Origin of the sequence: Polynucleobacter sp. MWH-Aus1W21, from assembly GCF_018687275.1 — a bacterium.
GTDB lineage: Bacteria > Pseudomonadota > Gammaproteobacteria > Burkholderiales > Burkholderiaceae > Polynucleobacter.
Genome location: NZ_CP061287.1, coordinates 1,337,762 through 1,363,783, shown reverse-complemented (window position 1 = coordinate 1,363,783; position 26,022 = coordinate 1,337,762). Strand labels below are relative to the sequence as shown.

25 protein-coding genes are annotated in these 26,022 nt (G+C 47.2%); 14 read left to right on the top strand and 11 right to left on the bottom strand.

All coding sequences use genetic code 11. The features are described from left to right. Positions 1-29 precede the first annotated feature (29 nt). Positions 30-1,277, top strand: a complete 1,248-nt coding sequence (frc, locus tag ICW03_RS06975) for a formyl-CoA transferase (RefSeq protein WP_215346807.1) — start codon at positions 30-32, stop codon at positions 1,275-1,277. A gap of 1 nt (position 1,278) precedes the next feature. Beyond that, positions 1,279-2,211 carry a methionyl-tRNA formyltransferase gene (locus tag ICW03_RS06970; RefSeq protein WP_215346805.1) on the top strand — a complete coding sequence of 311 codons (933 nt, stop codon included), beginning with the start codon at positions 1,279-1,281 and terminating at the stop codon, positions 2,209-2,211. Positions 2,212-2,227: 16 nt separating this feature from the next. On the opposite strand, the gene panC is transcribed toward ICW03_RS06970, so the two are convergent. From panC to metG, 4 genes are all read right to left on the bottom strand, one after another. Beyond that, positions 2,228-3,079 (bottom strand): pantoate--beta-alanine ligase, encoded by an 852-nt coding sequence (panC, locus tag ICW03_RS06965; RefSeq protein WP_215346803.1) that lies wholly within the window; start codon positions 3,077-3,079, stop codon positions 2,228-2,230. Beyond that, positions 3,076-3,939 carry a ScpA family protein gene (locus ICW03_RS06960; RefSeq protein WP_215346801.1) on the bottom strand — a complete coding sequence of 288 codons (864 nt, stop codon included), beginning with the start codon at positions 3,937-3,939 and terminating at the stop codon, positions 3,076-3,078. Before ICW03_RS06960 ends, panC begins: the two co-directional genes overlap by 4 nt. Further along, complete coding sequence (locus ICW03_RS06955; RefSeq protein ID WP_215346799.1) at positions 3,932-4,120, bottom strand: DUF3460 family protein; 189 nt, start codon at positions 4,118-4,120, stop codon at positions 3,932-3,934. The genes ICW03_RS06960 and ICW03_RS06955 overlap by 8 nt, the downstream gene beginning before the upstream one ends. A gap of 102 nt (positions 4,121-4,222) precedes the next feature. Further along, positions 4,223-5,893, bottom strand: coding sequence for a methionine--tRNA ligase (gene metG, locus ICW03_RS06950; RefSeq protein WP_215346797.1), 1,671 nt, complete (start codon positions 5,891-5,893; stop codon positions 4,223-4,225). Between the two features lie 160 nt (positions 5,894-6,053). Here metG and ICW03_RS06945 point away from each other — a divergent pair, with 160 nt between their 5' ends. From ICW03_RS06945 to ICW03_RS06930, 4 genes are read left to right on the top strand one after another with little or no spacing between them, the layout of a single operon-like run. Then, the gene (locus tag ICW03_RS06945) at positions 6,054-6,896 is read left to right on the top strand and encodes a formate dehydrogenase accessory sulfurtransferase FdhD (RefSeq protein ID WP_215346796.1); all 843 of its coding nucleotides are present in this window, start codon (positions 6,054-6,056) and stop codon (positions 6,894-6,896) included. A gap of 40 nt (positions 6,897-6,936) precedes the next feature. Next, the gene (dcd, locus tag ICW03_RS06940; RefSeq protein WP_071464932.1) at positions 6,937-7,503 is read left to right on the top strand and encodes a dCTP deaminase; all 567 of its coding nucleotides are present in this window, start codon (positions 6,937-6,939) and stop codon (positions 7,501-7,503) included. A gap of 12 nt (positions 7,504-7,515) precedes the next feature. Further along, entirely contained in the window at positions 7,516-8,433 is a 918-nt protein-coding gene (locus tag ICW03_RS06935; protein ID WP_215346794.1) for an ion channel, read from the top strand. Continuing rightward, a complete protein-coding gene (locus tag ICW03_RS06930) occupies positions 8,430-10,697 on the top strand; it encodes an arginine/lysine/ornithine decarboxylase (protein ID WP_215346792.1) in 2,268 nt (755 codons plus the stop codon). The genes ICW03_RS06935 and ICW03_RS06930 overlap by 4 nt, the downstream gene beginning before the upstream one ends. A gap of 47 nt (positions 10,698-10,744) precedes the next feature. Here the strand turns inward: ICW03_RS06930 and ICW03_RS06925 are convergent, their stop codons facing one another. From ICW03_RS06925 to argH, 3 genes are read right to left on the bottom strand one after another with little or no spacing between them, the layout of a single operon-like run. After that, complete coding sequence (locus ICW03_RS06925) at positions 10,745-12,274, bottom strand: TRAP transporter large permease subunit (protein ID WP_215346790.1); 1,530 nt, start codon at positions 12,272-12,274, stop codon at positions 10,745-10,747. Continuing rightward, the gene (locus tag ICW03_RS06920) at positions 12,271-12,822 is read right to left on the bottom strand and encodes a TRAP transporter small permease subunit (RefSeq protein ID WP_215346788.1); all 552 of its coding nucleotides are present in this window, start codon (positions 12,820-12,822) and stop codon (positions 12,271-12,273) included. Before ICW03_RS06920 ends, ICW03_RS06925 begins: the two co-directional genes overlap by 4 nt. Positions 12,823-12,827: 5 nt before the next feature. Then, positions 12,828-14,246, bottom strand: coding sequence for an argininosuccinate lyase (gene argH / locus ICW03_RS06915; RefSeq protein ID WP_215346786.1), 1,419 nt, complete (start codon positions 14,244-14,246; stop codon positions 12,828-12,830). A 43-nt stretch (positions 14,247-14,289) separates the two neighbouring features. On the opposite strand from argH, the gene hemC reads away from it, so the two are divergent. Next, a complete protein-coding gene (gene hemC, locus ICW03_RS06910) occupies positions 14,290-15,255 on the top strand; it encodes a hydroxymethylbilane synthase (RefSeq protein WP_215346784.1) in 966 nt (321 codons plus the stop codon). A 14-nt stretch (positions 15,256-15,269) separates the two neighbouring features. After that, positions 15,270-16,094, top strand: coding sequence for a uroporphyrinogen-III synthase (locus tag ICW03_RS06905; RefSeq protein WP_215346782.1), 825 nt, complete (start codon positions 15,270-15,272; stop codon positions 16,092-16,094). Between the two features lie 16 nt (positions 16,095-16,110). Here the strand turns inward: ICW03_RS06905 and ICW03_RS06900 are convergent, their stop codons facing one another. Together ICW03_RS06900 and ICW03_RS06895 are read right to left on the bottom strand one after the other, a co-directional pair. Then, the gene (locus tag ICW03_RS06900; protein WP_215346780.1) at positions 16,111-16,683 is read right to left on the bottom strand and encodes a chorismate lyase; all 573 of its coding nucleotides are present in this window, start codon (positions 16,681-16,683) and stop codon (positions 16,111-16,113) included. A 2-nt stretch (positions 16,684-16,685) separates the two neighbouring features. Next, a complete protein-coding gene (locus ICW03_RS06895) occupies positions 16,686-18,200 on the bottom strand; it encodes a DEAD/DEAH box helicase (RefSeq protein ID WP_215346778.1) in 1,515 nt (504 codons plus the stop codon). Between the two features lie 252 nt (positions 18,201-18,452). On the opposite strand from ICW03_RS06895, the gene leuE reads away from it, so the two are divergent. Next, complete coding sequence (leuE, locus tag ICW03_RS06890) at positions 18,453-19,130, top strand: leucine efflux protein LeuE (RefSeq protein ID WP_215346776.1); 678 nt, start codon at positions 18,453-18,455, stop codon at positions 19,128-19,130. A gap of 4 nt (positions 19,131-19,134) precedes the next feature. Here the strand turns inward: leuE and ICW03_RS06885 are convergent, their stop codons facing one another. Beyond that, positions 19,135-20,532: a coniferyl aldehyde dehydrogenase gene (locus ICW03_RS06885; RefSeq protein WP_215346774.1), complete on the bottom strand. Its 1,398-nt coding sequence runs from the start codon at positions 20,530-20,532 to the stop codon at positions 19,135-19,137. 49 nt (positions 20,533-20,581) lie between these two features. On the opposite strand from ICW03_RS06885, the gene msrA reads away from it, so the two are divergent. After that, complete coding sequence (msrA, locus tag ICW03_RS06880) at positions 20,582-21,154, top strand: peptide-methionine (S)-S-oxide reductase MsrA (RefSeq protein WP_215346772.1); 573 nt, start codon at positions 20,582-20,584, stop codon at positions 21,152-21,154. A gap of 12 nt (positions 21,155-21,166) precedes the next feature. On the opposite strand, the gene pdxH is transcribed toward msrA, so the two are convergent. After that, on the bottom strand, positions 21,167-21,802 hold the full coding sequence (gene pdxH, locus ICW03_RS06875) for a pyridoxamine 5'-phosphate oxidase (RefSeq protein WP_215346770.1): 636 nt from the start codon (positions 21,800-21,802) through the stop codon (positions 21,167-21,169). A gap of 22 nt (positions 21,803-21,824) precedes the next feature. Here pdxH and ICW03_RS06870 point away from each other — a divergent pair, with 22 nt between their 5' ends. The 4 genes from ICW03_RS06870 (at position 21,825) to ICW03_RS06855 (ending at position 25,999) form a co-directional block, all read left to right on the top strand. Continuing rightward, a complete protein-coding gene (locus ICW03_RS06870; protein ID WP_215346768.1) occupies positions 21,825-22,574 on the top strand; it encodes a ThiF family adenylyltransferase in 750 nt (249 codons plus the stop codon). Between the two features lie 244 nt (positions 22,575-22,818). Next, positions 22,819-24,201 (top strand): amino acid permease, encoded by a 1,383-nt coding sequence (locus ICW03_RS06865; protein ID WP_215346766.1) that lies wholly within the window; start codon positions 22,819-22,821, stop codon positions 24,199-24,201. A 12-nt stretch (positions 24,202-24,213) separates the two neighbouring features. Beyond that, positions 24,214-25,332: an alanine dehydrogenase gene (gene ald, locus ICW03_RS06860; RefSeq protein WP_215346764.1), complete on the top strand. Its 1,119-nt coding sequence runs from the start codon at positions 24,214-24,216 to the stop codon at positions 25,330-25,332. A gap of 91 nt (positions 25,333-25,423) precedes the next feature. Next, entirely contained in the window at positions 25,424-25,999 is a 576-nt protein-coding gene (locus tag ICW03_RS06855; RefSeq protein WP_215346762.1) for a TMEM165/GDT1 family protein, read from the top strand. The last annotated feature ends 23 nt before the right edge of the window (positions 26,000-26,022 follow it).

Sequence of the window (26,022 nt, the reverse complement as noted above, 5' to 3'; positions counted from 1 at the left end):
AAATTTTCATTCTTATTAGGACTTAAACCATGGCAAAAGCACTAGAAGGGGTCAAAATCCTCGACTTTACGCACGTTCAATCAGGCCCAACCTGTACTCAGTTACTGGCTTGGTTTGGTGCGGACGTAATCAAAGTGGAAAAATCCGGCGAAGGTGATGCAACACGCGGTCAGTTGCGTGATATCCCTGATGCCGACAGTTTGTATTTCACGATGTTGAACCATAACAAGCGTTCTATTACCGTGAATACCAAAACCCAAAAGGGTAAAGAAATTCTTGAGCGCCTCATTAAAGAGTGTGACGTTTTAGTGGAGAACTTTGCTCCAGGCGCACTTGATCGCATGGGCTTTTCTTGGGAACGCATTCAAGAGCTCAACCCGATGATGATCATGGCCTCTGTAAAAGGTTTTGGTCCTGGCCCATACGAAGACTGCAAGGTGTACGAGAACGTAGCGCAATGCGCGGGTGGGTCTGCATCAACTACTGGTTTTGATGATGGCCCTCCAATGGTGACTGGTGCACAAATCGGTGACAGTGGTACTGGCTTACATTTGGCATTAGGTATTGTGACTGCGCTTTATCAACGTACTCACTCCGGTCGTGGTCAGAAAGTGTTGGCAGCAATGCAGGACGCTGTATTGAACTTGTGTCGTGTGAAGTTGCGCGATCAACAACGTTTAGAGCGTGTTGGCTTGATGCAAGAGTACCCGCAGTTCCCAAATGGTGAGTTTGGCGACTCCGTGCCCCGCGCCGGCAATGCCTCTGGCGGTGGCCAGCCTGGCTGGATTGTTAAGTGTAAAGGCTGGGAAACCGATCCTAATGCCTATATGTATGTGATTGTTCAGGCTCCAGTTTGGGAGGCGATTTGCAAAGTAATCGGTCGTGAAGATTGGATTACCGATGTACGTTTTGCATCACCAATGGCGCGCTTGCCACACCTCATGGAAATTTTCGGCGAGATTGAAAAGTGGACCATGACCATGACGAAGTTTGAGGTGATGGATGTACTGAATCAATATGACATTCCATGCGGCCCAATTTTGTCCATGAAAGAAATCGCCGAAGAACCTGCATTGCGTGCCACTGGCACCGTGGTTGAAGTGGATCACCCAATTCGTGGCAAGTACCTCACTGTTGGTAATCCAATCAAGATGTCTGATAGCCCAACAGAGGTGACACGTTCTCCATTGCTTGGTGAACACACTGATGAGATTCTTCATGAGTTAGGTTACACCACTGACGATTTGATTTCTCTCCGTCACGACAAGGTGATCTAAGATGCGGGTTGCTTTGATTGGAAGTGCGGATTTTGGTAAAGCGGCTTTAGATGCTTTTTTAGATCGCGGTGACGAAATCGTTGCCGTTTTCTGTCCACCAGACAATCCAAAATCAAGCAAACCGGAAGTCTTAAAAGAGGCTGCGCTAGCAAGGGGTCTAACCCCCTTGCAGTTCCCATCACTGAAGGGTCCAGAGGCTGCTCAAGCCATGATTGATAGCAATGCCGATATCTGTGTAATGGCTTATGTCATTCAGTTTGTGCCGCAAGAGCTATGCAAGATCCCTAAGCACGGCACCATTCAATATCACCCATCTTTACTGCCAAAGTATCGCGGCCCAAGCGCTATTAACTGGGCAATCGCATTGGGGGAGGAAAAAACGGGTTTAACGATTTTCCGTCCATCCGATGGCCTCGATGAAGGCGAAGTGATTTTGCAAAATGAAGTCGCTATTGGTCCTAACGATACTTTAGGAAAAATCTACTTTGATCATCTTTTCCCGATCGGCGTTAAAGCATTGCTCGAAGCTGCTGACTTAGTAGCGGCAGGAAAGCATCAAGAAATCGTTCAAGATGAATCACAAGCTAACTATGAAGGTTGGTTTGATGCGAACGCTGCGCAGATTCATTGGGCTACACACATCAGTCAAACTTATAACCTCATTCGCGCTTGCAATCCTGCGCCTGGTGCATGGACGAAGTTTGGTGAGCAAAAGGTTCAGATCTACGATTGCCACAAGCACGTAGCTGCAACATTTGGTGCCGTCAAAGGCAAGCCTGGAGAAGTAACTCAGATCACGCTAGATTCCTTCTTCATTACCTGCCACGGCGGACAGATTGAAGTCCTGAAGGCTAAAGGCGCCGCAGGAAAAGTCACTGGTGCTGAGTTAGCTAAAGAGTTAAATCTACAAGTAGGGCAGTTCTTCGCCCTGTAACAAGTACGCCTAGAGACTAAATCTCTAGGTTATCAATCAGGCGAGTCTTGCCAAGCTTGGCCGCTGTCAGAATAACGAGCGGCTCACCAGCCTGCAATTGCTCATTAGAAGCAGGGGCTAAATCACTTTGCTGACGAATAGCGATGTAATCTGGTTGCCAACCACGTTTTGCTAAAGATGCAACAGCCGCCTTCTCAATTTCAGAAATTGATTGGCTGTTGAGATCCTTCAACTGCAGAACACGTTCACGAACTTCTTTCAACGCCTTTTGCAATTCAGGTGCTTCGGCTCGCTCCTCAACAGAAAGGTAGCCATTACGGGAAGAGAGGGCGAGACCATCTTCTGCACGAATAGTTTCGCCAGGAATAATGTCAACCGGCAAAGCAAACTGCTTAGCCATCTGACGAATAATCATCAACTGTTGGTAATCTTTTTTACCAAACACGGCAACCTTGGGCTGAACGCAAGAGAATAGCTTCAATACGACTGTACAAACCCCTTTAAAGAAGCCTGGGCGGAACTCACCCTCAAGGATGTCGCCTAATTGCTGTGGCGGATCAACTCGGTACTCTTGTGGTTGTGGATAAAGATCTCGCTCAGTAGGCGCAAATAAGATATATACACCTTCTTTTTCTAGCTTATCGATATCGGCTTGCATGGTGCGCGGGTAGCTATCAAAATCTTCATTAGGGCCAAATTGCAAACGGTTCACAAAGATGCTGGCGACTACAGGATCCCCATGCTGTCTCGCTAAGCGCATTAGAGAGAGGTGACCCTCATGGAGGTTGCCCATGGTTGGTACAAATGAAGCGCGGTTTTGGCCGCGCAGGTGATCACGCAATTCCTGAATGTCGCTAATGATTTTCATGCAACAGGGGTATAGGCAAGACGCACATAAATTGGCGCATATGGCTCAGCTTGAGTGATTTCAACCAAAGCTTCACGTGAGAGCTCAAGCATTGCGATGAAGTTCACGATCACCACCGGAATGCCTTTGCCTGACTTAATTGCGTCTTCAAATAGCTCGCCGAACTCTACAAATTTAGTGCCTTGTAAGCGGCGCAAGATGCGTGTCATGAAATCGCGTACTGACAATTCTTCACGGGTAATGGTGTGATGCTGCGTGAGCTTGGCGCGGTGTAAAACATCACGCCAAGCTGCTTGTAAGTCTTCTACATTGACATCGGGCCATGCAATTGCAATAGTGGTGTCGACATAGCCATGAGCTACTTGGAAGTCGCGACCTTGTTGTGGAATCTGATCAAGCTCTTGTGCTGCAAGTTTCATGCGCTCGTACTCGAGCAGGCGGCGAACCAACTCTGCACGTGGATCTTCCACTTCCTCTTCGCTGTCTGCTTTCTTCATTGGCAGTAGCATGCGAGATTTAATTTCAATCAACATAGCGGCCATGAGTAAATACTCAGCAGCTAGCTCAAGATTGTGATGGCGAATTTGATCGATATAGCTCAGATACTGTTGAGTAACCTGCGCCATTGGAATATCCAGAACGTTGAAGTTCTGTTTGCGAATCAGATACAGCAATAAATCTAGTGGACCTTCAAATGCCTCTAGAAAAACTTCTAGTGCATCAGGTGGAATATAGAGATCAGTGGGAAGCTTAAAAAGCGGTTCGCCATACAGTTTGGCGAACGCTTCCGACATGCCATCTGTAACTGATGGAGTGCTATCTAGTAAATCGGATATTGGCTGAGTACTGGGCTCAGTCATTCGAATAAACGTAAGCGCGTTGCTTGAGTTTTGCAGCTTTGGCGCGACGCTGATCTTCAACACTCAATGGCTCTTTGTCCCATAGGAGGGCGCGACCAGCTTGCTGTTCAGCCTCGAGGTTTGGATGCTCGGTCTTGAGTTCATTTAAGAACTGGGTGAATTCAGATTGATATCGTGCCATGACATTTCCTAAAATACTCAATAAATTCAATAACTTATGAAATTAATACAAAAGTTATCTAGGGACTACAACCACCATTATAGGTGTTTTTTTAGGGGCTTTTTATAAGTTTGCCGCCAGCAAAGCCTCAATTTGAGGGGCTTCAACTCGGGTCATTAGGTGCTTGTATGCCTTGATGGGGTTCTTGCTGGAAAGGGGGGTGTTAATGTCCGCCCAGGAGAGGGGTGGCAAAGAGAGAAATTCCTCAACTCCAGCAGCAACTTGGGGAATGACCGGCTTGAGATACAGGCTGAGCATTCGGAATGCTTCCAAGGTAATGCTGCAAACGCGCTGCAAATCTGCTTCACGTACTGGATCTTTAGCAATTTCCCATGGCTTGTTCTCATCGACAAAGCCATTTACCTTGTCCGCAAGCTCCATTACGGTGCGTAGTGCTTTCGCATATTCACGGCCCTCATAGAGGTCGGCAATTTTTTCGCTTGATGACGCAATTTCTTTTAGTAGTGGATTGTTCATTGCTTCATCAGAAACAATCCCGCCAAAACGCTTCACCAAGAAGCCAGCACTGCGACTTGCAATGTTGATGTACTTGCCCAATAAGTCGCTGTTAACCCGTGCAACAAAATCTTGAAGATTTAAATCTAAATCTTCCATGCTGTCATTCAGCTTAGTTGCGAAGTAATAACGGAACCATTCAGGATTAAAGCCGCACTCAATCACACTGTTTGCAGAGATCAGTGTGCCGCGTGACTTGCTCATCTTCTCACCATCAACTGTTAAGAAGCCATGCGCAAATACATTGGTTGGTGTACGGTAACCAGCAAATTGCAAAGTAGCAGGCCAAAACAACGTGTGGAAGTACAGAATATCTTTACCGATAAAATGGTATTGCTCAGTTGTTGTGTCTGGCTTAACCCATTCATCAAAATTCATGCCTTTAGTCTGGCAATAATTGAGGAAGCTAGCATAGTAGCCAATAGGTGCATCTAGCCAAACGTAGAAATACTTACCAGGCGCATCTGGGATCTCAAACCCGAAATACGGGGCGTCGCGGGAGATATCCCAGTCACCCAGCTTGCTCTCTCCGGGCTGCCCTACCCATTCTTTCATCTTGTTGCGAGCCTCTGGCTGCAGAGGTGTTTTTACTTGAGTCCAGTCGCGCAAGAACTCTTCACAACGCGGATCGGATAACTTAAAGAAATAGTGATCGGAAATCTTTTTAATCGGTGTTGCACCACTAACAACTGAGAACGGATTCTTAAGGTCGGTAGGTGAGTATGTTGCACCACACTTCTCGCAGTTATCGCCATATTGATCTTTGGCGCCACATTTCGGGCATTCACCTTTGATGAAGCGATCGGGCAGAAACATTTCCTTGACGGGATCGTAAGCTTGCTCAATAGCTCGCTTCTCAATTAACCCTGCATCACGCAGCTTTATGTAAATGCTCTGCGCGAGTTTTTCATTCTCCGGGCTATCGGTGGTGTAGTAGTTATCAAACGAAATGAGGAAGTTGTCAAAGTCACGCTTATGCTCTTTCCAAACATTTGCGATCAATTCTTTTGGTGTAAGACCTTCTTTTTCAGCGCGCAACATGATGGGGGTGCCGTGGGTGTCGTCAGCGCCAACGTAATGAACTTCATGACCACGCATTCTTTGAAAGCGTACCCAAATATCGGTTTGTACATACTCCACCAGATGGCCAATATGGATCTGACCATTGGCATACGGTAGGGCGGAGGTAACAAGAAGGCGGCGTTGGGAACTGCTCATGTAATGCGTACTTAAATAAGAAGGTTAAAGAGTTAAATGGTGTGCAGCACTCAATTATGCTGGCTTATGCAGTGATTTTAGTCTGCGGTTAAAGTAAAGCACCGTGAAGCTTCATAAACCCCGATAAACTTCAGCTCAGCCCGACCTTAGAGAGTATTTTATGGCAGCAAAACCAACCATTCAGATGTCCCATGCCTCCGTGCCCGTAGTGCACGAGGTTGAGGTTATGGATGAAATGGGGCGCCTTAAAAAGACCCATATTCCTGGTGAGCGTCCTTTAACCATCTACCTGGATAAGCGTGAGGTTGTAACGCTTATGACCTTAGGAAGCGCTCCGGAAGCCTTGGTCTTGGGTTATTTGCGCAATCAGCGGCTTGTGGAGTCTCCAGACGATATCGAGAGTATTCAGGTTGACTGGGAGACAGATTCTGCTGCCGTTAAAACCCGCCGGAGTACGGTGGATATTGACGCCCTGACGAGCAAGCGGGTTGTGACAACGGGTTGTGGGCAGGGCACCATGTTTGGTGGCTTGATCGAGGAGATGGATGAGATTCAACTTCCTGAAGGTCCGACATTGTCCCAAGAGGCAATAGTTGCTCTAATTGACTCCATCCGGATCCATGACACGATTTACAAGAAATCTGGCTCGGTCCATGCCTGCGCCGTTTTTGAGAGAGATGACAATGAGGGCGTACGTCTTCTGCATTTCATTGAGGATGTTGGCCGTCATAACGCGGTTGACTCAATTTCTGGCTTGATGTGGTTGGCCAATAAGCCTGGCAGAGACCTCATTTTCTTTACAACGGGGCGCCTGACCTCGGAGATGGTCATCAAGGGTGCCCAGATGGGTATTCCCTTCCTGTTGACTCGCTCGGGTGTCACCTTGATGGGGCTAGAGCTGGCTCGCAAAACCAATCTCACCATCCTGTCCCGCTGCTCTGGTAAACACTTTGAGATCTATAACGCGCCGGAGAGGGTCGTTTTTAGCCAAAAACCCCAATAAATTCATGGGCAGGTAAGGGCGAAGGTTTTACAATTCGCCCATGACTATTAAATCTGACCACTGGATCCGCCGCATGGGCGAGCAAGGCATGATCAGCCCATTTGAACCTGGGCAAGTTCGCCAAGACGCCGCCGGTAACAAAATCGTGAGTTATGGCACTTCAAGCTATGGCTATGACATTCGTTGCGCAGACGAATTCAAAATCTTTACTAACATCAATAGCACCATTGTTGATCCGAAGAATTTCGATGAGCAATCCTTCGTTGATTTCAAGGGTGATGTATGCATCATTCCACCGAATTCATTTGCACTAGCAAGAACGGTTGAGTACTTCAAGATTCCACGTAGCGTATTAACCGTGTGCGTTGGTAAGAGTACATATGCACGTTGCGGCATTATTGTGAACGTGACTCCATTCGAGCCAGAGTGGGAAGGTTATGTCACTTTAGAGTTTTCGAATACTACGCCATTGCCCGCCAAGATTTATGCTGGCGAAGGTTGTGCACAAGTACTCTTCTTTGAGAGTGATGAAGTGTGTGGCACTTCTTATAAAGATCGCGGTGGTAAGTATCAAGGTCAGCGGGGCGTTACCCTGCCTAAGACCTAAGCCATTACGGCAGTGCGTAAATTATTTCCGTTTAATCGCCGTCCTGCGCGAATTAACTTAGATGAATATCGCGCAACACTATCGCGCACTGAAGTTGCGCGTCCAGAAAATAATTTTTATCACTGGCTGTTAGGTACCACCTGGAGCAGCTTCATGCTGCTGGTTGTCTTTGTTTATCTCGGGGCCAATCTCTTATTTGCATTTGCCTATTTAGCTTGCGGTGATGGCGCTATTACCAATGCCAAGCCAGGATCATTGTTGGATACATTTTTCTTTAGCGTGCAAACTATGGCAACAATTGGCTACGGTCGCATGACGCCTATAGGTAGCTGGCCAAATGCAATTGTGACTTTTGAAGCCTTTTTTGGAATTGTGTATTCCGCATTAACCACTGGTTTGGCTTTTGCGCGATTCACTAGACCTACTGCTGGTGTGCGCTTTTCTAAGGTGGCGGTTGTTGGAAGTCATGATGGCATACAGACTTTTAAGTTTCGCGTAGCGAATGATCGCAGTTCGCACATTGTTGAAGCGCAACTGCGACTTTGGTTAATTGCCGAAAGCATGACTGCTGAAGGGGAGCGTTATCGTCGTTCAGTCGAATTGCAGTTACATCGTTCTGAGAGCCCAGTATTCTCATTAACCTGGACTGCAATGCATAGTATTGACGAGACAAGCGCCTTAAAGGATTACTTGGGTAAAGCGGCAATTGAGCGTCAATGGCATTTACTGATTACCTTTACGGGTTATCACGAGAGCTTAGCTAACCAGGTCTATGCTCGCCATGTTTACTTGCCTAAAGATGTGCAGCAAAATGCGACTTTCATCGATATAGTGACAGCATTACCAGACGGCGATCGAGTAATTGATCTAACCAATTTTGATAAGTGGGTTCCGAATACATCGGACAAGTTAGTAGGGGAGTATTTATGAAATTTCGTTTCCCAATCATCATCATTGATGAGGACTTCCGCTCCGAAAATATTTCGGGCTCGGGAATTCGTGACCTAGCCGAGGCGATAGAGAATGAGGGTATGGAGGTTATTGGCTTAACTAGCTATGGCGACCTTACTTCTTTTGCTCAGCAGGCCTCTCGTGCATCTACCTTCATTGTTTCGATCGATGATGAAGAGTTTGATTCCGATTCTGAAGACCATGATCTTCCTGCTTTAAATAACCTACGTGCTTTTATTACTGAAGTTCGTAAACGCAATGAAGATATTCCAATCTTCTTGTATGGCGAGACTCGCACTTCACGTCATATGCCTAATGACATCTTGCGTGAGTTGCATGGCTTCATTCATATGAATGAAGATACGCCCGAGTTTGTTGCGCGCCACATTATTCGTGAAGCAAAAGTGTATTTAGATTCTCTGGCGCCACCATTTTTCCGTGCTCTCACTAATTACGCCTCTGAGGGTTCTTACTCTTGGCATTGCCCAGGCCACTCTGGCGGCGTTGCTTTCTTAAAGAGCCCAGTAGGCCGTATGTTCCACCAGTTCTTTGGTGAGAACATGCTCCGTGCTGACGTTTGTAATGCTGTTGAAGAGCTTGGTCAACTCCTTGATCATACTGGCCCAGTGTTGCAGAGCGAGCGCAATGCCGCCCGCATCTTTAATGCCGATCATTTGTTTTTTGTCACTAACGGAACCTCTACTTCAAATAAGATTGTTTGGCACTCCACCGTTGCTCCTGGCGACGTAGTCTTGGTTGACCGAAATTGCCATAAGTCTGTGATTCATTCCATCACTATGATGGGCGCAATCCCTATCTTCTTAATGCCCACCCGTAATCACTTAGGCATCATTGGTCCGATCCCGAAAGAAGAATTTGAGTGGAAAAACATCAAGAAGAAAATTGATGCCAATCCATTCATTAAGGATAAGAATGTTGTGCCTCGCGTCATGACACTGACTCAAAGCACTTATGACGGCATCGTATACAACGTTGAGATGATTAAAGAGATGCTGGATGGCAAAGTAGATTCCTTGCATTTTGACGAAGCTTGGTTACCACACGCTGCGTTCCATCCTTTCTATAAGGATATGCATGCAATAGGTTCAGATCGTAAGCGCACTAAGAAGAGTTTGATGTTTGCCACCCAGTCAACCCATAAGTTGTTGGCTGGCTTATCCCAAGCATCTCAAGTGTTGGTGCAGGACGCGGAAGATACAAAGTTGGATCGTGACTGTTTCAATGAAGCTTATTTGATGCATACATCAACCAGCCCTCAGTACGCCATTATTGCTTCATGCGACGTCTCTGCAGCCATGATGGAGTCTCCTGGTGGCGCAACGTTGGTAGAGGAATCTATTGCTGAAGCAATGGACTTCCGTCGCGCTATGCGTGAAGTGGATGATAAGTTTGGGGCTGACTGGTGGTTTAAGGTCTGGGGCCCAGATCACTTGGCCGAAGAGGGTATTGGTGAGCGTTCTGACTGGGTATTAGAACCATCCGCTGCTTGGCATGACTTTGGTAAGTTGGCCAAAGACTTCAATATGCTCGACCCAATCAAAGCTACCGTTGTTACGCCTGGCCTAGATATTGAAGGTAATTTTGGTTCGATGGGCATTCCGGCCAGCATCGTTACCAAGTACCTTGCTGAGCACGGAGTTATTGTGGAGAAGTGCGGTTTGTACTCATTCTTCATTATGTTCACAATCGGCATTACCAAGGGTCGCTGGAATACTCTCGTAACCGAGTTGCAGCAGTTCAAAGACCATTTTGATAAAAATGCGCCTTTGTGGAAAGTGTTGCCAGAGTTCGTAGCCAAACACCCACGCTATGAGCGCGTAGGCTTAAAAGATATTTGCCAGCAAATCCATGAGTTCTATAAGAGCCGTGATGTAGCACGTATGACAACAGAGATGTATACCTCAGACATGGTTCCTGCAATGATGCCTTCAGAGGCATGGGCAAAGATGGCGCACAAGCAAGTCGATCGCGTGCCGCTTGACCAACTTGAAGGTCGCGTAACGGCAATGTTGGTAACGCCATATCCTCCAGGTATTCCATTGCTTATCCCAGGCGAGCGCTTCAATAAGCGCATCGTTGACTATCTTTACTTTGCTAGAGACTTCAACGAGCAGTTCCCTGGATTTGAAACGGACATTCATGGACTGGTTAAAACCAGCGTTGATGGAAAAAGCGAGTACTACGTGGATTGCGTTAGACAAGAGCGCGACATTACTCTTTAATCTAGGCCATATCTCGTAATTTGATGCCCCGCAAATGCGGGGCATTTTTATTTAACTGGCTTGTCCAGTTGAAAAGTTACCGGAGCATCTTCATCCGCTTTAGGGGCTGGAGTATCGGGTTTGTTTTCTTCGCTCGTGAAGTTGAAGTCCTGGCTCTCTATGACTGCAGCAGGCTTGTCTAAGAAAGTTGTCACTAGGGCCGGGAAAGCGATTACTACTGCCACCATAACAAGTTGTAAGCCGACCCAGGGTAGCGCACCCCAGTAAATGTCACTGCTCTTCACTTCTTTGGGAGCTACACCCCTGAGATAGAACAGGGCAAAGCCAAATGGGGGATGCATAAAGGAGGTTTGCATATTGACGCAAAGCATGACCCCAAACCAAACCAGCGCAGCACTAGCAGCCGCTTGTGGATTGCCATTCATTGACGCTAACAGTACGGGTGCCAATAGTTTGACGGCCACTGGTGCCAACATCGGCACAACGATGAATGCGATTTCAAAAAAATCTAAGAAGAAAGCTAAGAAGAAAACAAATAAATTCACTACGACTAGAAAGCCAACCCAGCCGCCGGGTAAATTGGAGAAAAGCTCTTCAACCCAAAAGCCGCCATCCACTCCTTGGAATACGACCGAGAAGCAAGTCGACCCAATCAAAATAAAGACCACCATGGCAGTGATGCGCATCGTATTTTGATAGGCCTCCTGAACCAATCCTTTTAAATTGGGGATACTTGCTCTACGAAGCCATGCCAATAGCAACGCACCCATTGCGCCCATCGCTCCAGATTCTGTAGGTGTTGCAATGCCGGTCATGATGGTCCCTAGCACCAGGAAAATCAGAACGGCTGATGGGATGATTCCCATGAGACATTTTTTCCAAAGTGCCCAGCCCTTCAGTGTGATATCGCCCTCAGGAACGGGCGGTAGATAGTCGGGGCGTATACGGCTTAAGAAGAAAGTGTAGAGCGCAAAGAGGGCGATTTGAAGAAGTGAGGGACCCCACGCACCTAAATACATACTGCCCACATCAGCGCTGCCACTTTGGGTTTTCAATTGATCGGCAAGAACTATGAGAACCAGGGATGGGGGTACCAGTTGCGTAATGGTTCCAGAAGCTGCTAAAACGCCTGTAGCGTAGCGCATGTTGTAGCCGTAACGCATCATCACTGGTAACGAGATCATAGCCATGGCGATCACCTGAGCCGCTACAGTGCCGGTGATTGCACCCAAAATAAATCCGACGATGATGACGGAGTAACCCAGGCCTCCACGCACACGCCCAAAAAGCTGCCCCATCGAATCCAGCATTTCTTCCGCAAGACCGCAGCGCTCCAGAATGGCGCCCATGAAGGTAAAGAAGGGGATGGCAAGCAATAGATCGTTGGCGAGCACGCTGCCAAAGATGCGCTGTGGAATGGCTTGTAAAAACGCTATTCCAAAGAAACCTTCATTGATTGCAATCAGGGAGAAGAATAATCCTGCCGCCATCAATGAGAAGGCAACCGGGAAGCCGATCAGCATAAAGACGATCAGTCCACCAAACATTAAGGGCGGCATCCACTCCAATGGAATCATTGCATCGGCTTTTCGTAACGAAGATCTTCGGCGGGTAAGGTGATTTCACCTTTGAGTGCGCCGTAACGCTTAATGATTTCGGATAAGCCTTGTAGGCTCAGCATGAAAAATCCAAATGGGACTACAAACTTAATGGGGTAGCGCGCTAATCCGCCAGAGTTCAGTGAATGCTCCATAACTAACCAGGATGGATAAAAAAGAGTGGTCCATGAGAGCCAAGTGAATAAGATGCAGGCTGGCATCAAAAAGAAAATTAAGCCAAAAAGATCGACCCATAAACGGCCGCGATTAGATAGCTGGGAATAAATTAAATCGACCCGGACATGTTCATTACGTCTCAGTGTGTAGGAGGCGCCCAGCATGACTGCGGCAGCAAAGAGGTACCACTGCAGCTCTAGTGGCCAGTTATTGCTGATATCCAATCCGTAGCGAAGAAGCGCATTGGCTGCAGACACTACGCAAGACAGCAGAATCATGATGCTGGCTGCCTTACCCAGAAGCTGGTTTACGCGATCAATGCCCGCAGAGAGTTTGGACCAAAACCCCATGCAGTTTAGAGGTCTGCACGACCCCGTTTGATTGCTGCAAGAACTTGAGCAGGGGCGGTACCGCCCGCATGTTGACGAGATTGAACTGAGCCATCCACTGTGAGTAATGCAAAAACATCATCGCTGATTAGCTCTGGACGATTATCAAGGCCGCAAGCAAAGCGCAGCTCTGAGAGGCTGAGGTCAGTCAGCATACAGTTTCTGCCAACACAAGCTTTAACCGCATGCGCTACTGCTTCATGCGCGTCACGGAAGGCTAAGCCTTTTTTAACCAAGTAGTCGGCTAAGTCGGTTGCTGTTGCAAAACCTTCTTCTGCCGCCTTCTTCATCACTTCAGCTTTAACTTCGATGTGCGGCACCATGTCAGCAAAAATACGCAAGGTATCTTGCACGGTATCAACAGCGTCAAATAAAGGCTCTTTATCTTCTTGATTGTCTTTGTTGTATGCGAGCGGTTGACCTTTCATTAAGGTCAGCAAAGAAATCAAATCACCATAAACACGACCAGTCTTGCCGCGAGCTAATTCAGGGACGTCAGGGTTTTTCTTCTGCGGCATGATCGAGCTACCAGTACAAAAGCGGTCTGGTAGGTCAATAAAGCCAAAGCGTGGGCTCAACCAAAGAATGAGCTCTTCAGAAAGGCGTGATACGTGCATCATCAAGATAGATGCAAAGGCGCAGAACTCAATCGCAAAGTCGCGATCAGATACTGCGTCCAAGGAGTTGTTGCAGATACCATCAAACCCAAGCGCCTTGGCTACTTGCTCGCGATCGATTGGGTAAGTAGTTCCTGCTAATGCAGCGGCACCTAAAGGTAAGCGATTCAAGCGCGCACGCAAATCCGCTAAGCGGCTTGCATCACGACTAAACATTTCATAGTAGGCCATCAAGTGGTGACCAAATGTAATTGGCTGCGCTACTTGTAAATGGGTGTGACCAGGCATGATGGTGGATGCATGCTTCTCAGCCAAATTTAACAATGCCACACGTAAAGATTTGAGAGTCACAGCAATATCATCGATGCTGCCACGCAACCAAAGGCGTAAATCAGTTGCCACTTGGTCATTGCGTGAACGACCGGTATGAAGACGCTTGCCCGCATCGCCAACCAAAGCAGTAAGGCGCGCTTCAATATTGAGATGAACATCTTCAAGAGCGAGTTGCCAATTAAATTGACCGGACTCGATCTCACTTTTAATTTGTGCCATTCCCTTTTGGATGTCAGCCAAATCTTGGGCGCTAATGATTTTTTGGGTAGCTAGCATCTCGGCATGAGCCAAAGATCCAGCAATATCGACCATTGCAAAGCGTTGATCAAAGCCGATAGAGGCTGTATAACGCTGTACTAGTTCGTCAACGGGTTCGGCAAAACGGGCCGACCAAGCTTGGGCTTTATTGTCTAAGGAATTATTTGATGAGCTCATAAACACAGTATATTGGTGTAGGTCTTTGATTATTTTAAATGTTATGTCCCAAACCCTGAATTCCACCCCCTCGGTAGCCCCAAAGCGCCTTGTAATCGCCTCCCGTGAAAGTCGCCTAGCCATGTGGCAGGCTGAGCACGTCCGAGATTGCCTTAAAACGCTCTATCCCGACTGCGATGTCCAAATTCTGGGGATGACTACCCGCGGTGACCAGATTTTGGATAAAACCCTCTCTAAAGTGGGTGGTAAGGGCCTTTTTGTAAAAGAGCTAGAAACCGCCTTGGAGGATGGTCGTGCAGATTTAGCAGTGCACTCCTTAAAGGATGTACCAATGGTGATGCCGGAGGGGTTTGATCTTTCCTGCGTGATGGCAAGAGAAGATGCAAGAGATGCTTTTGTTTCTAATGATTACGCTAGCTTGGAAGATCTCCCTGCTGGAGCAATTGTTGGTACATCTAGTTTGCGACGCGAATCTGTTTTGCGCGCCAAGTTTCCTCGCCTCGAGATTCAACCCTTACGCGGAAATTTAGATACCCGCATGGGTAAATTGGATAAGGGCGAGTACCAAGCCATTATTTTGGCCGCTGCTGGTTTAAAACGTTTAGGTTTGGAGTCACGCATCCGTGCATTCTTGCCATATGATCCTTATACGCCTGCTGCAGGTCAGGGCGCTTTGGGTATCGAAACTTTAAGTAAGCATCCGAACATCAAGCAATGGCTTACGCCATTAAATGATTTGCCAACTTTGTTCGCTGTTTCTGCCGAGCGCATGGTGTCCCGTCAGTTGGGCGGCTCATGTGAGGTGCCACTAGCTGCGCACGCTGTCTGGGATCAAAATCAAATGCAAATTCGCTCGTTTGTCGCAAGCACCGATGGCAAAGCTATTTGTCTTGCTAACGGTAGTGCGCAAGTGAAATCAGTTGAGGATGCAGAAGCCCTAGGCCTTGCAGTTGCAAAAGATCTGCTGTCACAGGGTGCGGCAGATTTAATCCCAAAGATTTCCAAATAAACGCATTAGTAGCGATGAGTACTAAAACAATCATCGTCACCAGACCTAGCGGCCAGGCGCGTCAGCTGATTGATGTCCTCACTCGTGCAATCGAAGCGAGTGGAGTGGGTAAACGTAGCCTGCCAGAGATACTGTCGCTACCTTTGCTAACAATTGTTCCAAAGTCTGATGAACATTTGGTGGATCATATTGCTACAGCATTAAGTAATGCCGATCTAGCTATCTTTGTGAGTCCTAATGCCATTGAAAGTGTGATGCGTTTATTGGAGCGAGACTGGCAAGACTTTTCCAAAAAGATTATTCCGATTGGTGTGATGGGTGGCAGCAGCAATCTGGCTTTAAAAAACCATGGCATTGGTTTAGAAGAAAATCCAACACCTATCATCATCCCTGGAAATAATGAAAACTGGGACTCGGAGGGTCTGTGGCAGGAGCTTGGATCTCTGCAATGGGATTGGCAAAATAAGAAAGTAGTGATCTTTAAGGGTGAGGGCGGTCGTGATTGGCTGGCTGACACGCTAACGAGAGCTGGCGCTACGGTTGAGACAATCTCTACATACAGACGTGTGCCTTTAGATTTGGATAACCCTGCTTGGCATCTTGTGCGTGAAATGGATTTAAGTAAATCTCTTTGGCTGCTCACTTCTTCTGAGGCGGTGCGTTATCTGGGTGAGGTCATGAAAGATCAATTTACCCAAAACCTCAATGCTGCTAGCGCGCTGTGCCCACATCACAATATTGCTGATGCGGCTGAGCTAATTGGGTTTGGTGAAGTCTTTACCAGCGAGCCTGGTGATGAAGCTTTGATTAAATCTACTTTAGCTTGGTTAACAATATAAAAGCAAAAGCGAAGAACTAAAACTTCACAGCATTCAATAAAGCGGGTAAGAAAATTTCATTTACCAAAATAGGGTGACCCTTTAATCTATAGAGGGTGCGTCGTGCCCATAGAGGTGAACGCAAACCAGGAAAATGTTTGAAAGACTTTTTCCACAATTCACTGCTTTTATCTAAACGAGCAATATCCCGTGGAGGCTTTGCTTTTGAGTGCTTCCGGGTTTTGGCGAATAACACCGCCCCCAGAGGCTTTGTGCCCAGGCGTAGAACGGCATGATTGCTGCCGCTTGAGCTCAGCGTTGGAATAACGCTATGCGCCATTACCAGGGGAACTCCATTAGAGCAAAGCAGTACTTCGCGTACCCTGCAGCGTCTGAGCTTGAAATGAAAATAGCGACTTTCGTCGCTATTGAGTGATTGAGGGCAGTCACGCAAAACCTGAATTTCCAGTTTTTGCCCAATTGCTTTCTCAATTTTTTGGGTGAGAGACCCAGTATCGCTTAGCCATGGTTGCCACTCGCGTGGCGCCCGATGGATTTCACCGGAACCGACTCGATTCCATGCAGAACGGAGACGATTACGGCGAATCATTTTTAGCTACCGCTAAAGTTGCGACGTTGACCGCCAGCCTTTGGCTTCGCAAAACGCGGACCACCTGCTGGACGTGAGTCAGCAGAACGCGCAGGACGTGAGTCAGCAGAACGCGCAGGACGTGAGTCAGCAGAGCGGGCTGGACGTGAATCGCCTGAACCACCACCACCAAAGCGAGACTCTGAACGAGCGCCTGAGCCATAACGACCACCACCACCAGAGCGATTGCCACCAAAGCCACCGCCAGAACGACCACCACCGCCAGAACGACCGCCACCAGGACGACCGCCGCCACCACCAAAGCTTGGCTTGGCTTGTGGCTCAAGACCAGCGATGACTGAAGCAACGATATCTTGCTGTGTAAAGCGTTCGATATTGCGGATCTTGGCGCGATCACGATGTTCAACCAAAGTGATAGCAACACCATTACGACCTGCACGACCAGTACGACCGATGCGATGCGTATAGTCTTCTGGTTTCATTGGCAAGCCAAAGTTAATCACGTGACTAATGCGTGGTACATCAATACCGCGAGCCGCTACGTCAGTCGCAACCAAAATCTTGGTGTGACCTTTACGTAAGGACTCAAGGCGACGCATACGCACAGCTTGAGGCATTGCACCATGAAGGGCAGTAGCTTCGTAGCCATTAGCGCGCAAGGTGTCAGCAATTTTTTCGCTTTCAACTTGAGTGCTTGCAAACACAACCGCTTGATCCAAATCGGCATCAGCCAAAATGTGCTCAAGCAACTTATGCTTGTGAGACATGCTGTCAGCCCAATGCAACTTCTGTTCAATGTTGGCGTGCTTTTCACCTGCGTGAGCGAGTTCAATACGCTTGGCATCTGTGGTCAACTCGTTTGCTAAAGACATAATCTTCGGCGCAAAAGTTGCAGAGAACATCAAAGTTTGGTTACGGCCTGCGCAACGCTTATCAATAGCCTCGAGATCATCGGCAAATCCCATGTCGAGCATGCGATCGGCTTCGTCGATAACGAGTTGTTTTACGTCGTCTAAGCGAATTGCCTTGCTGTCGCACAAGTCGAGCAAACGACCTGGTGTTGCAACAACTAACAATGCACCTTTTAACGCCTGGATTTGCTTGCCGTAAGGCATGCCACCCATAACAGTTGCAATACGGATACCTTTCATGCCACGAACTAAGTTCACCGCATCGGCGGCAACCTGTTGAGCTAATTCACGAGTAGGGCAGAGCACTAACACTTTAGGTTGTGCGCGACCTGGTACAGGTGAGTTGTTCGGGTTGTCTTCGATGAGTTGATTAATCAAAGGCAGTAAAAAGGCTGCGGTTTTACCGCTACCGGTTTGGCTGCTGACCAATAAGTCACCACCAGCTAAGGCTGCAGGAATAACCTGAGCTTGCACGGAAGTGGCTTGGGTATAACCCAGTTCAGCAACGTTTTTAAGGAGTGATGCCGCTAGGGCGAAATTCTGGAATTCATTTCCAGCGCTCTTTGAGTCATGTGACTCGTGTTTAGTTTCTTTAGAAAAAGTCATGCTATTACACATCCCCTTTAAGGGATGTCTCCGTATGTTGCACCCATATTTTTTTACAGGGTGCGATGGTCAAAGGCATCGACCATCAGACAAGCGGCAGCGCGTTTTTGTAACTTCGGTGTTTATGACTTCTAAACGGTACGCTGAAATAGAGCTGGGGGGCGATGAATCAAATTGCTTAAAAAAGCCTCTTATTATGACAGTTTGATGGTTCGATTACAAGGGTTTTCCCGAATTAATTATCATATCGAGATGGAATGGCTCTCATATAGTCTCTTGTCGCCTAGTAATGCTGGAATCATTGATTTCTCAAGTTATTTGCTAGGGACGCTATTCATTATTTTGCTGCCTGGCCCAAATTCACTTTATGTCTTAACGATATCCATTCAAAAGGGTTGGCGTTCTGGTGCTTGGGGTGCAATCGGCATCTTCATTGGCGATTCAATCTTGATGATGGCCGTTGTCTTGGGTGCCGCATCTATTCTGATTTCTTCGCCTTTTATTTTTAGTCTTGTACGTACATTAGGGGCTGTGTACTTAGCCTGGATGGGTTACGGTCTGTTACGAAGCGGTCAGCAGCGTTGGTCAAGGGGACCAGAGGCAAAGACCCATGAGTTTCAAGTGCGCCTGATGCAATTGCATCCACTGTTTTCTGCATTGACGCTATCGTTAACCAATCCTAAAGCAATCTTTTTCTTTATTGCTTTCTTTGCGCAATTTATTCGACCAGAATTTGTACGCCCATTGCATACGTTCTTTTATCTTGCGATTGTTCTGCAGATAATGAGTATGGCTTACTTAGCGTGTCTCATCGTTGTGGGTCAAACCTCTGTAAGGTTCTTTCATGCGCGCCCCCGTTTTGCCACGGCGCTCTGGATGTTGGCGGGAACTTTATTTATTGGGTTTGCAATCAGGTTGCTGTTGGCCTGAAGTATTACTTCAAATAGCGCAATAACCGCTCGGTCATTTTTCCATAGGGAGGGCGCGCTGTCTTTGTTCCTTTGAAGAAATTCAAGCCAAAGAAACCGCGCACTTCAAGAATCGACTTTTGGTGGCTAAAGGTATCAAAGCCTGCTTTGCCGTGATAGCTACCCATACCGCTAGCACCAACACCACCAAAAGGGAGATCTTCAATGGTGATGTGCAGTAGTGTGTCATTGACGGTAACGCCGCCAGAGCGAGTCTCACTCAAAACCCGCTTCATATTCTTTTTGTCTTTACCAAACCAATACAAAGCAAGGGGATTTGGCTTGTTATTTACATAAGCAATTGCTGCAGAGGTATCAGCAACAGTCACGATTGGCAGAATAGGCCCAAAGATTTCTTCATGAAGCACTCGTGCCTCAGGCGGAACATTGGTCAATACGATGGGATCAAACGGCCTTGCTCCGGCACCTGGATTATTAAGAAGGGGAATTGCTTTGGCTCCACGATCTAGCGCATCACTCACTAAGTGTTGCCAGTACTCCAGTTGTCTTTCATCAATCGGGCCGGTTAATTCTTCAGGATTGCTAAATTGAGTTTGTGCTGCAGCTTGTAACTCTTGAATAAATGCCTCTTGAAGACTTGCTTCAATCAAAACATAGTCCGGCGCAATGCAGGTTTGTCCGCCATTCAGCAACTTGCCATAGGTGATCGAGGCAGCCGCATCTTTGAGTTTGGCACTTTTATCAATAATGACGGGAGTCGTACCGCCTAGCTCCAGTGTGACCGGCGTGAGGTTCTCGGCCGCAGCGCGCATCACCTTTTTACCGATTGTGCCGGAGCCAGTAAAGAAGAGATGATCAAAAGGTAACGCCGCAAATTGCTCGGCTACATCGGGACCGCCAGTAGTGACGCAAAATTCTGACGGGTGGAAATATTCTTGAATTAAGCTCGCAATAAATCCGGAGGTGCGTGAGCTACGTTCGGATGGTTTTAGCCAAATACGATTACCAGCAGCAAAGGCAGCGATCGCCGGAATGAGGGCTAATTGAACGGGATAATTCCAAGGACTCAGAATGCCAACTACGCCGAGCGACTGACTTTCAATGTAGGCATGTGAGGCTCCCATGTGAAAAGGAACCTCTCTTTGCTCCGGTTTCATCCATTCTTTAAGGTGCTTGCGAGTGTATTTGCATGCCTGATAAATCATCTGGCATTCAGCAAGTCTTGTCTCTACTGAGTGGCGCACTCCAAAGTCTGCCTCGAGAGCTTTGCAAATTTTCTCTTCATTGGCCTCAATCATTTTTTTAATGCGAGCAATGCGATCTAACCTGACTTCAATCGTAGGGTTTGGTTCAGCAGCAAAGGCTGCCTTAATTTCGTCGAGCTGGATAGTGAAGCGATTCATAGGGGATTATTAGTTGGCAGACATTGAAATAAGGCATTAGGATAAAGCCATGGAAATAAATATCAATAAAAACGAACCTCTTTTAGAGCGTGCAACCCTCGGTGGGGGCTGTTTTTGGTGTCTTGAGGCGGTTTATCAGCAAATTACCGGGGTGAAATCCGTAGTTTCTGGTTACGCCGGTGGCGCAAGGCCTAATCCGACTTATGAGGCTGTCTGCACTGGCGTATCTGGCCACGCAGAGATTGTCGATATTTTGTTTGACCCACAAGTGGTTTCATTTCGGGATTTGCTGGAAATCTTTTTTGTGATTCATGATCCAACCACTTTGAACTATCAAGGCAATGATCACGGAACGCAATATCGCTCTGTCATTTTTACGCATAGTGATGAGCAAACCAAGATTGCTCACGAAGTAGTGGGGGAGCTGGAGGACTCAAAAATTTACTCCAATCCCGTAGTAACGCAGATTGAAGCTGCTCCAACTATTTATCCGGCAGAAGACTATCACCAGAATTATTTTCAGCAGCACCCCAATCAAGGGTATTGCATGGCGGTGGTTGCGCCCAAGCTGGCTAAATTTAGAGCGAAATTTAAATCGCTTATTGCGCCCCAGTATTCCTAAATCTATAAAAGCTTAAGGCGCCAAGCGGTTCACGTGCCACTGGTTTCCTTCTAGCTTGTAGTGCATGCGGTCATGCAGTCTCGAAGGGCGACCCTGCCAGAATTCAATTTCGGCAGGGCGTAGTCGATAGCCACCCCAATGCTCTGGGCGAGGGGGCTTGTCGCCAAATTCTGCTTTGAAGCGTTTTTCCGCCTCTTCTAAAAACTCTCGGTTGGGGATGGCAGCGCTCTGAGGCGATGCCCAGGCACCAATTCTGGAGGCCGGTGGGCGAGAGTGAAAGTACTCATCGCTCTCAGTAGCGCTTACTTTCTCAACAATGCCCTGAATGCGGACTTGGCGCTCTAGTTCGTGCCAATGAAAGAGAAGGGCTGCCTGAGGACGTATGGCTAAATCACGGCCTTTTTGGCTTTCGTAGTTGGTAAAAAAGGTAAAGCCGTTTTGGTCGGCACCTTTTAGTAAGACAATACGGGCTGATGGATTTCCTGCTTGATCTGCTGTTGCCAGGGTCATCGAGTTGGGTTCCGGGCATTCCGCCTTCATAGCTTGTTCAAACCAGAGCTGAAAAAGCTGCAGTGGGTCCTGGGGAACCTCAGTCTCTGATAGCTGGCCAAAGGTATAGTTTTTGCGGAGTTGAGCAATGGAGTCCATTTATTCAGTATAAAGAGAAGCTATGGCAGAAGACAAGATAGAAGACAGCTTAGAGAATCGCCGTTTTGGTGGAGTTTCCCGACTCTATGGACCAGAGCTACGCGAGCGCTTTTTGCATGCAACTGTAGTAGTGGCAGGTCTAGGAGGAGTTGGCTCTTGGGCTGCCGAGGCTTTGGCGCGCACTGGCATTGGACATTTAGTCTTAATTGATTTTGATCATATTGCCGAGAGCAATACAAACCGACAATTGCATGCTTTGGAAGGGCAGTACGGCAAAGCAAAGGTTGAGGCGATGACTCAACGTATTGTGCAAATTAATCCAGAAATCAAACTCACCTCTTGTGATGAATTTTTAGAGCCTGAAAATCTAGACCGACTTATTCCAGAAAATGCATTGGTATTAGATGCTACTGATTCAGTACAAACCAAAATTGCCTTATCTGTTTGGGCTGTTAAAAATCAGCGTGCTTTAGTAATGTGTGGAGCGGCTGGTGGAAAATCTGACCCTACATCTGTGCGTTGTGAAGATCTTTCACGTACCGAACAAGACGCTTTGTTAGCTAAGGTGCGCCAAGGGCTAAGACAAGATCATGGCTTCTCTAGAAATCTTAAGAAAAAGATTGGCATTCGCGCTATTTATTCTCATGAGCCTCGCGCTGGTGCTTCTAGTGGAGGCTTGGCATGCTCGGGCTACGGTTCTACAGTGATGGTAACTGCCGCTTGCGGCTTAGCAGCTGCTGCAGAAATACTCAATCTCATTGCTGCCCAGTAGATTTTTATAAGGAGTGCCTTAAATCTTTAAGGGGATTCCCTGTAGGAATTTACTGATTCTTTTGCAGTCAAAAATAATTTATTGCAAACGCCGCATTGATTTCAAAGACATTTTTATTTAAGTCTATTCAGATTTATTCAATTCGTCACTTTAGTAATTTTCCCCCTCTAGTGCTCATCATCAGTCCTCCCTAGACTTTGCTCCGTTGGTAAGTCGCCAACGACAAATCGAAAGGAGGTCTCTCTTGCAGACTGAACACACTGGCTTAAAGCGCCATCTCAAAGTACGTCATATTCGTTTGATGGCCTTAGGCTCAACGATTGGCGTGGGCTTGTTTCTTGGATCGGCTAGCGCTATACAAATTGCTGGCCCATCTATTCTTTTGGGCTATCTGCTTGCAGGTCTAGTTGCCTTCATTGTTTTGCGTACGCTAGGTGAAATGGCTGTTCATGAGCCGGTAGCGGGATCTTTTGCGGCATATGCCAATACCTATGTAGGCCCACTAGCCGGCTATATGGTGGGCTGGGGCTATTGGTCTTATTGGATTGTGGTCGGTATTGCAGAAGTCACAGCCGTAGGTATTTATATGGGAATATGGTTTCCGGAGACGCCACAGTGGGTCTGGGCCCTTTCTTCCATTGTGATGATGGGCTTAATCAATCTCATTGCTGTAAAGGTATTTGGTGAATTTGAGTTTTGGTTTGCGCTGATCAAGGTGGTGGCGATTGTCGCCATGATTGCACTTGGGGGTGCGGTCATATTATTTGGCTTTACGAATGATTGGCAACCCATCGGCTTAAGTAATCTATGGCAACACGGTGGTTTCTTTCCAAATGGCATTAGTGGAATGCTGCTGTCACTGCAAATGGTTTTGTTTGCTTATGTTGGTATCGAGATGATTGGCTTATCTGCAGGCGAAGCTGAGAATCCACAAAAAACCATTCCGATGGCTATTGATTCTCTGGCATGGCGCATTCTGATTTTTTACATGGGTGCAATTCTTGTGATTTTGGCAATCTTCCCTTGGAATCAAGTGGGTCAGCAGGGTAGTCCATTTGTAGTGATGTTTGAAAGATTGGGCTTACGTGAGGCTGCAGGATTAATTAACTTTGTTGTCATTACTGCTGCACTTTCGTCTTGTAATGCGGGCATCTTTAGTGGCGGACGTTTGTTGTATTCACTATCGTCTAATGGTTACGCTCCCAAGTCATTTTCAAAACTTTCAAAGTATGGTGTTCCGCATCGTGCTGTGATGTCTACAGTCGGAGTCTGCATGACAGGCGTAGTACTGAATTATTTCGTGCCTGATAAAGCTTTTCAATACATGATGGCGGCAGTCACCTTCATTGGTTTGATGGTCTGGATTGCTATTCTCATTACGCAGCTTAAATTCCGTCACTCTCTATCTCAATCTCAAGTAGCTCAATTAGCTTATCGCGCTCCTTGGTGGCCGTATTCCTCGTGGTTCGCTTTGGCATTCATTGCTTTAGTTGTGGTGTTGATGGGCTTTCACGAGGATGCATGGATCGCCTTAATAGTAGGGCCGTGCTTATTGGGCGTGTATCTCGTGATGTTTTATGTCGTGGGCTTGCATCGCAAAACTACAATTCAGCGTCAATTTAAATAATAGGAGATAGCAATGATTATTGGTGTACCTCAAGAGGTAAAAAATAATGAGTTTCGGGTGGGTTTAACGCCTGGTAATGTCAGCGGACTTTGCAAGCAAGGACACTCCGTCTTGATCCAACGAGGTTCTGGGGCACAAATTGGCTTGAGCGATGAAGCATATCGACTGGCTGGCGCTAGCTTAATTAATAGTGCAGCAGAGGTATTTCACAAAGCGGAGATGATTGTCAAAGTGAAAGAGCCTCAGGCACAGGAGTGCGCCATGTTGCGTGAGGATCAAATTTTATTCACATATTTACACTTAGCACCTGACCCCAAGCAAACAATAGCTTTGCTGCAATCTGGAGCTACCTGTATTGCATATGAAACTGTCACAGCTATGAATGGTGTCCTACCTTTGTTGGCGCCCATGAGTGAAGTGGCTGGACGGATGTCTATTCAGGCGGCTGCATCACATCTTGAGAAAACCAATGGTGGTCTGGGTGTTTTGATGGCTGGAGTGCCTGGCGTCTCTCCAGCAAAGATCGTGATTTTGGGTGGCGGCGTAGTTGGACGAAATGTTTTGCAAATGGCCGTGGGTATGGGCGCTGATGTGTGCATCTTCGATCGCGATATTGATCGCTTGCGTCAGATTGATATGTTCTATGGCAATCGAGTGAGAACTTTTTACTCTGATAGCTTGCTGATTGAGCAGGAGGTCTGTGAGGCTGATGTTGTCATTGGGGCAGTCTTACTTCCTGGCGCTGCAGCACCAAAGTTGGTAACGCATGACATGATCAAAAAGATGAAGCCAGGTTCAGTGGTGGTGGATGTGGCTATTGATCAAGGCGGTTGTTTTGAAACCTCTAAACCTACAACCCACGCAGATCCTACATTTGTAGTGGATGGTGTGCTTCATTACTGCGTAGCCAATATGCCGGGTGCGGTCGCCAGAACATCTACCTTTGCTTTAACAAATGCAACTTATCCCTTTGTGGAAGCTTTGGCTAATCGTGGGGTAATGAAGGCACTATCTATTGATCATCATTTGCGCAATGGTCTAAGTGTTCATAAAGGAATCTTAACTTCAGAACCTGTTGCGCAAGCTCAAGGGCTGGACTGCACATCATTTGAGGAGCTATTCGTGGCATAGCCGCTCTATAAGGCAAAACGGGTCCAGTGAACAGGGGATTTAAAATATCTCTCATACGCAGAACATTGCAAAACTGACTGGACCTACTTACATGGATTTTTCAGCATTAACCCTCTCTGCTGGGGTGGTTGCCTTAGCGGAGATGGGTGATAAAACCCAACTGCTTTCATTGATGCTTGCAGCTCGCTATCCAAGGCAAGCGATGGCAATTATTGCTGGTATTTTTATTGCTACGATCGCTAATCATGCATGTGCTGCCTTACTGGGTCATTGGTTGACGACTCTGGTGTCGCCCGATGTCATGCGCTGGATTTTAGGATTGAGCTTCTTAGGTATTGGTTTGTGGTTGTTGGTGCCAGATCATATTGACGACGCTGCTGGATCTAAGGTCGCTGATAAAGCCCTACAAGTATTTTTGCTAACGACCGGCCTGTTCTTTTTGGCTGAGATGGGTGATAAGACACAAATTGCTACTATTGCCCTGGGTGCTCGTTATGAGGATGTAGTCTCGGTAACGGTTGGCACCACATTGGGGATGATGCTGGCTAATGCTCCTGCGGTCTGGATTGGTCAGAAGTTCACCAAGCGGATGCCTATCAAGTGGGTGCATGCCATAGCAGCCATCACCTTTATTGCCATTGGCATTGCTACCTTGATCTGGGCTTGATATAGGCGGCAACCCGTCTGCCA

What these genes read in the sequence shown, in the direction of transcription:
- frc (WP_215346807.1), top strand. Translation starts at nt 30, where the DNA reads ATGGCAAAAGCACTAGAAGGGGTCAAAATCCTCGACTTTACGCACGTT.
- ICW03_RS06970 (WP_215346805.1), top strand. Translation starts at nt 1,279, where the DNA reads ATGCGGGTTGCTTTGATTGGAAGTGCGGATTTTGGTAAAGCGGCTTTA.
- panC (WP_215346803.1), bottom strand. Translation starts at nt 3,079, where the DNA reads ATGAAAATCATTAGCGACATTCAGGAATTGCGTGATCACCTGCGCGGC.
- ICW03_RS06960 (WP_215346801.1), bottom strand. Translation starts at nt 3,939, where the DNA reads ATGACTGAGCCCAGTACTCAGCCAATATCCGATTTACTAGATAGCACT.
- ICW03_RS06955 (WP_215346799.1), bottom strand. Translation starts at nt 4,120, where the DNA reads ATGGCACGATATCAATCTGAATTCACCCAGTTCTTAAATGAACTCAAG.
- metG (WP_215346797.1), bottom strand. Translation starts at nt 5,893, where the DNA reads ATGAGCAGTTCCCAACGCCGCCTTCTTGTTACCTCCGCCCTACCGTAT.
- ICW03_RS06945 (WP_215346796.1), top strand. Translation starts at nt 6,054, where the DNA reads ATGGCAGCAAAACCAACCATTCAGATGTCCCATGCCTCCGTGCCCGTA.
- dcd (WP_071464932.1), top strand. Translation starts at nt 6,937, where the DNA reads ATGACTATTAAATCTGACCACTGGATCCGCCGCATGGGCGAGCAAGGC.
- ICW03_RS06930 (WP_215346792.1), top strand. Translation starts at nt 8,430, where the DNA reads ATGAAATTTCGTTTCCCAATCATCATCATTGATGAGGACTTCCGCTCC.
- ICW03_RS06925 (WP_215346790.1), bottom strand. Translation starts at nt 12,274, where the DNA reads ATGATTCCATTGGAGTGGATGCCGCCCTTAATGTTTGGTGGACTGATC.
- ICW03_RS06920 (WP_215346788.1), bottom strand. Translation starts at nt 12,822, where the DNA reads ATGGGGTTTTGGTCCAAACTCTCTGCGGGCATTGATCGCGTAAACCAG.
- argH (WP_215346786.1), bottom strand. Translation starts at nt 14,246, where the DNA reads ATGAGCTCATCAAATAATTCCTTAGACAATAAAGCCCAAGCTTGGTCG.
- hemC (WP_215346784.1), top strand. Translation starts at nt 14,290, where the DNA reads ATGTCCCAAACCCTGAATTCCACCCCCTCGGTAGCCCCAAAGCGCCTT.
- ICW03_RS06905 (WP_215346782.1), top strand. Translation starts at nt 15,270, where the DNA reads ATGAGTACTAAAACAATCATCGTCACCAGACCTAGCGGCCAGGCGCGT.
- ICW03_RS06900 (WP_215346780.1), bottom strand. Translation starts at nt 16,683, where the DNA reads ATGATTCGCCGTAATCGTCTCCGTTCTGCATGGAATCGAGTCGGTTCC.
- ICW03_RS06895 (WP_215346778.1), bottom strand. Translation starts at nt 18,200, where the DNA reads ATGACTTTTTCTAAAGAAACTAAACACGAGTCACATGACTCAAAGAGC.
- leuE (WP_215346776.1), top strand. Translation starts at nt 18,453, where the DNA reads ATGGAATGGCTCTCATATAGTCTCTTGTCGCCTAGTAATGCTGGAATC.
- ICW03_RS06885 (WP_215346774.1), bottom strand. Translation starts at nt 20,532, where the DNA reads ATGAATCGCTTCACTATCCAGCTCGACGAAATTAAGGCAGCCTTTGCT.
- msrA (WP_215346772.1), top strand. Translation starts at nt 20,582, where the DNA reads ATGGAAATAAATATCAATAAAAACGAACCTCTTTTAGAGCGTGCAACC.
- pdxH (WP_215346770.1), bottom strand. Translation starts at nt 21,802, where the DNA reads ATGGACTCCATTGCTCAACTCCGCAAAAACTATACCTTTGGCCAGCTA.
- ICW03_RS06870 (WP_215346768.1), top strand. Translation starts at nt 21,825, where the DNA reads ATGGCAGAAGACAAGATAGAAGACAGCTTAGAGAATCGCCGTTTTGGT.
- ald (WP_215346764.1), top strand. Translation starts at nt 24,214, where the DNA reads ATGATTATTGGTGTACCTCAAGAGGTAAAAAATAATGAGTTTCGGGTG.
- ICW03_RS06855 (WP_215346762.1), top strand. Translation starts at nt 25,424, where the DNA reads ATGGATTTTTCAGCATTAACCCTCTCTGCTGGGGTGGTTGCCTTAGCG.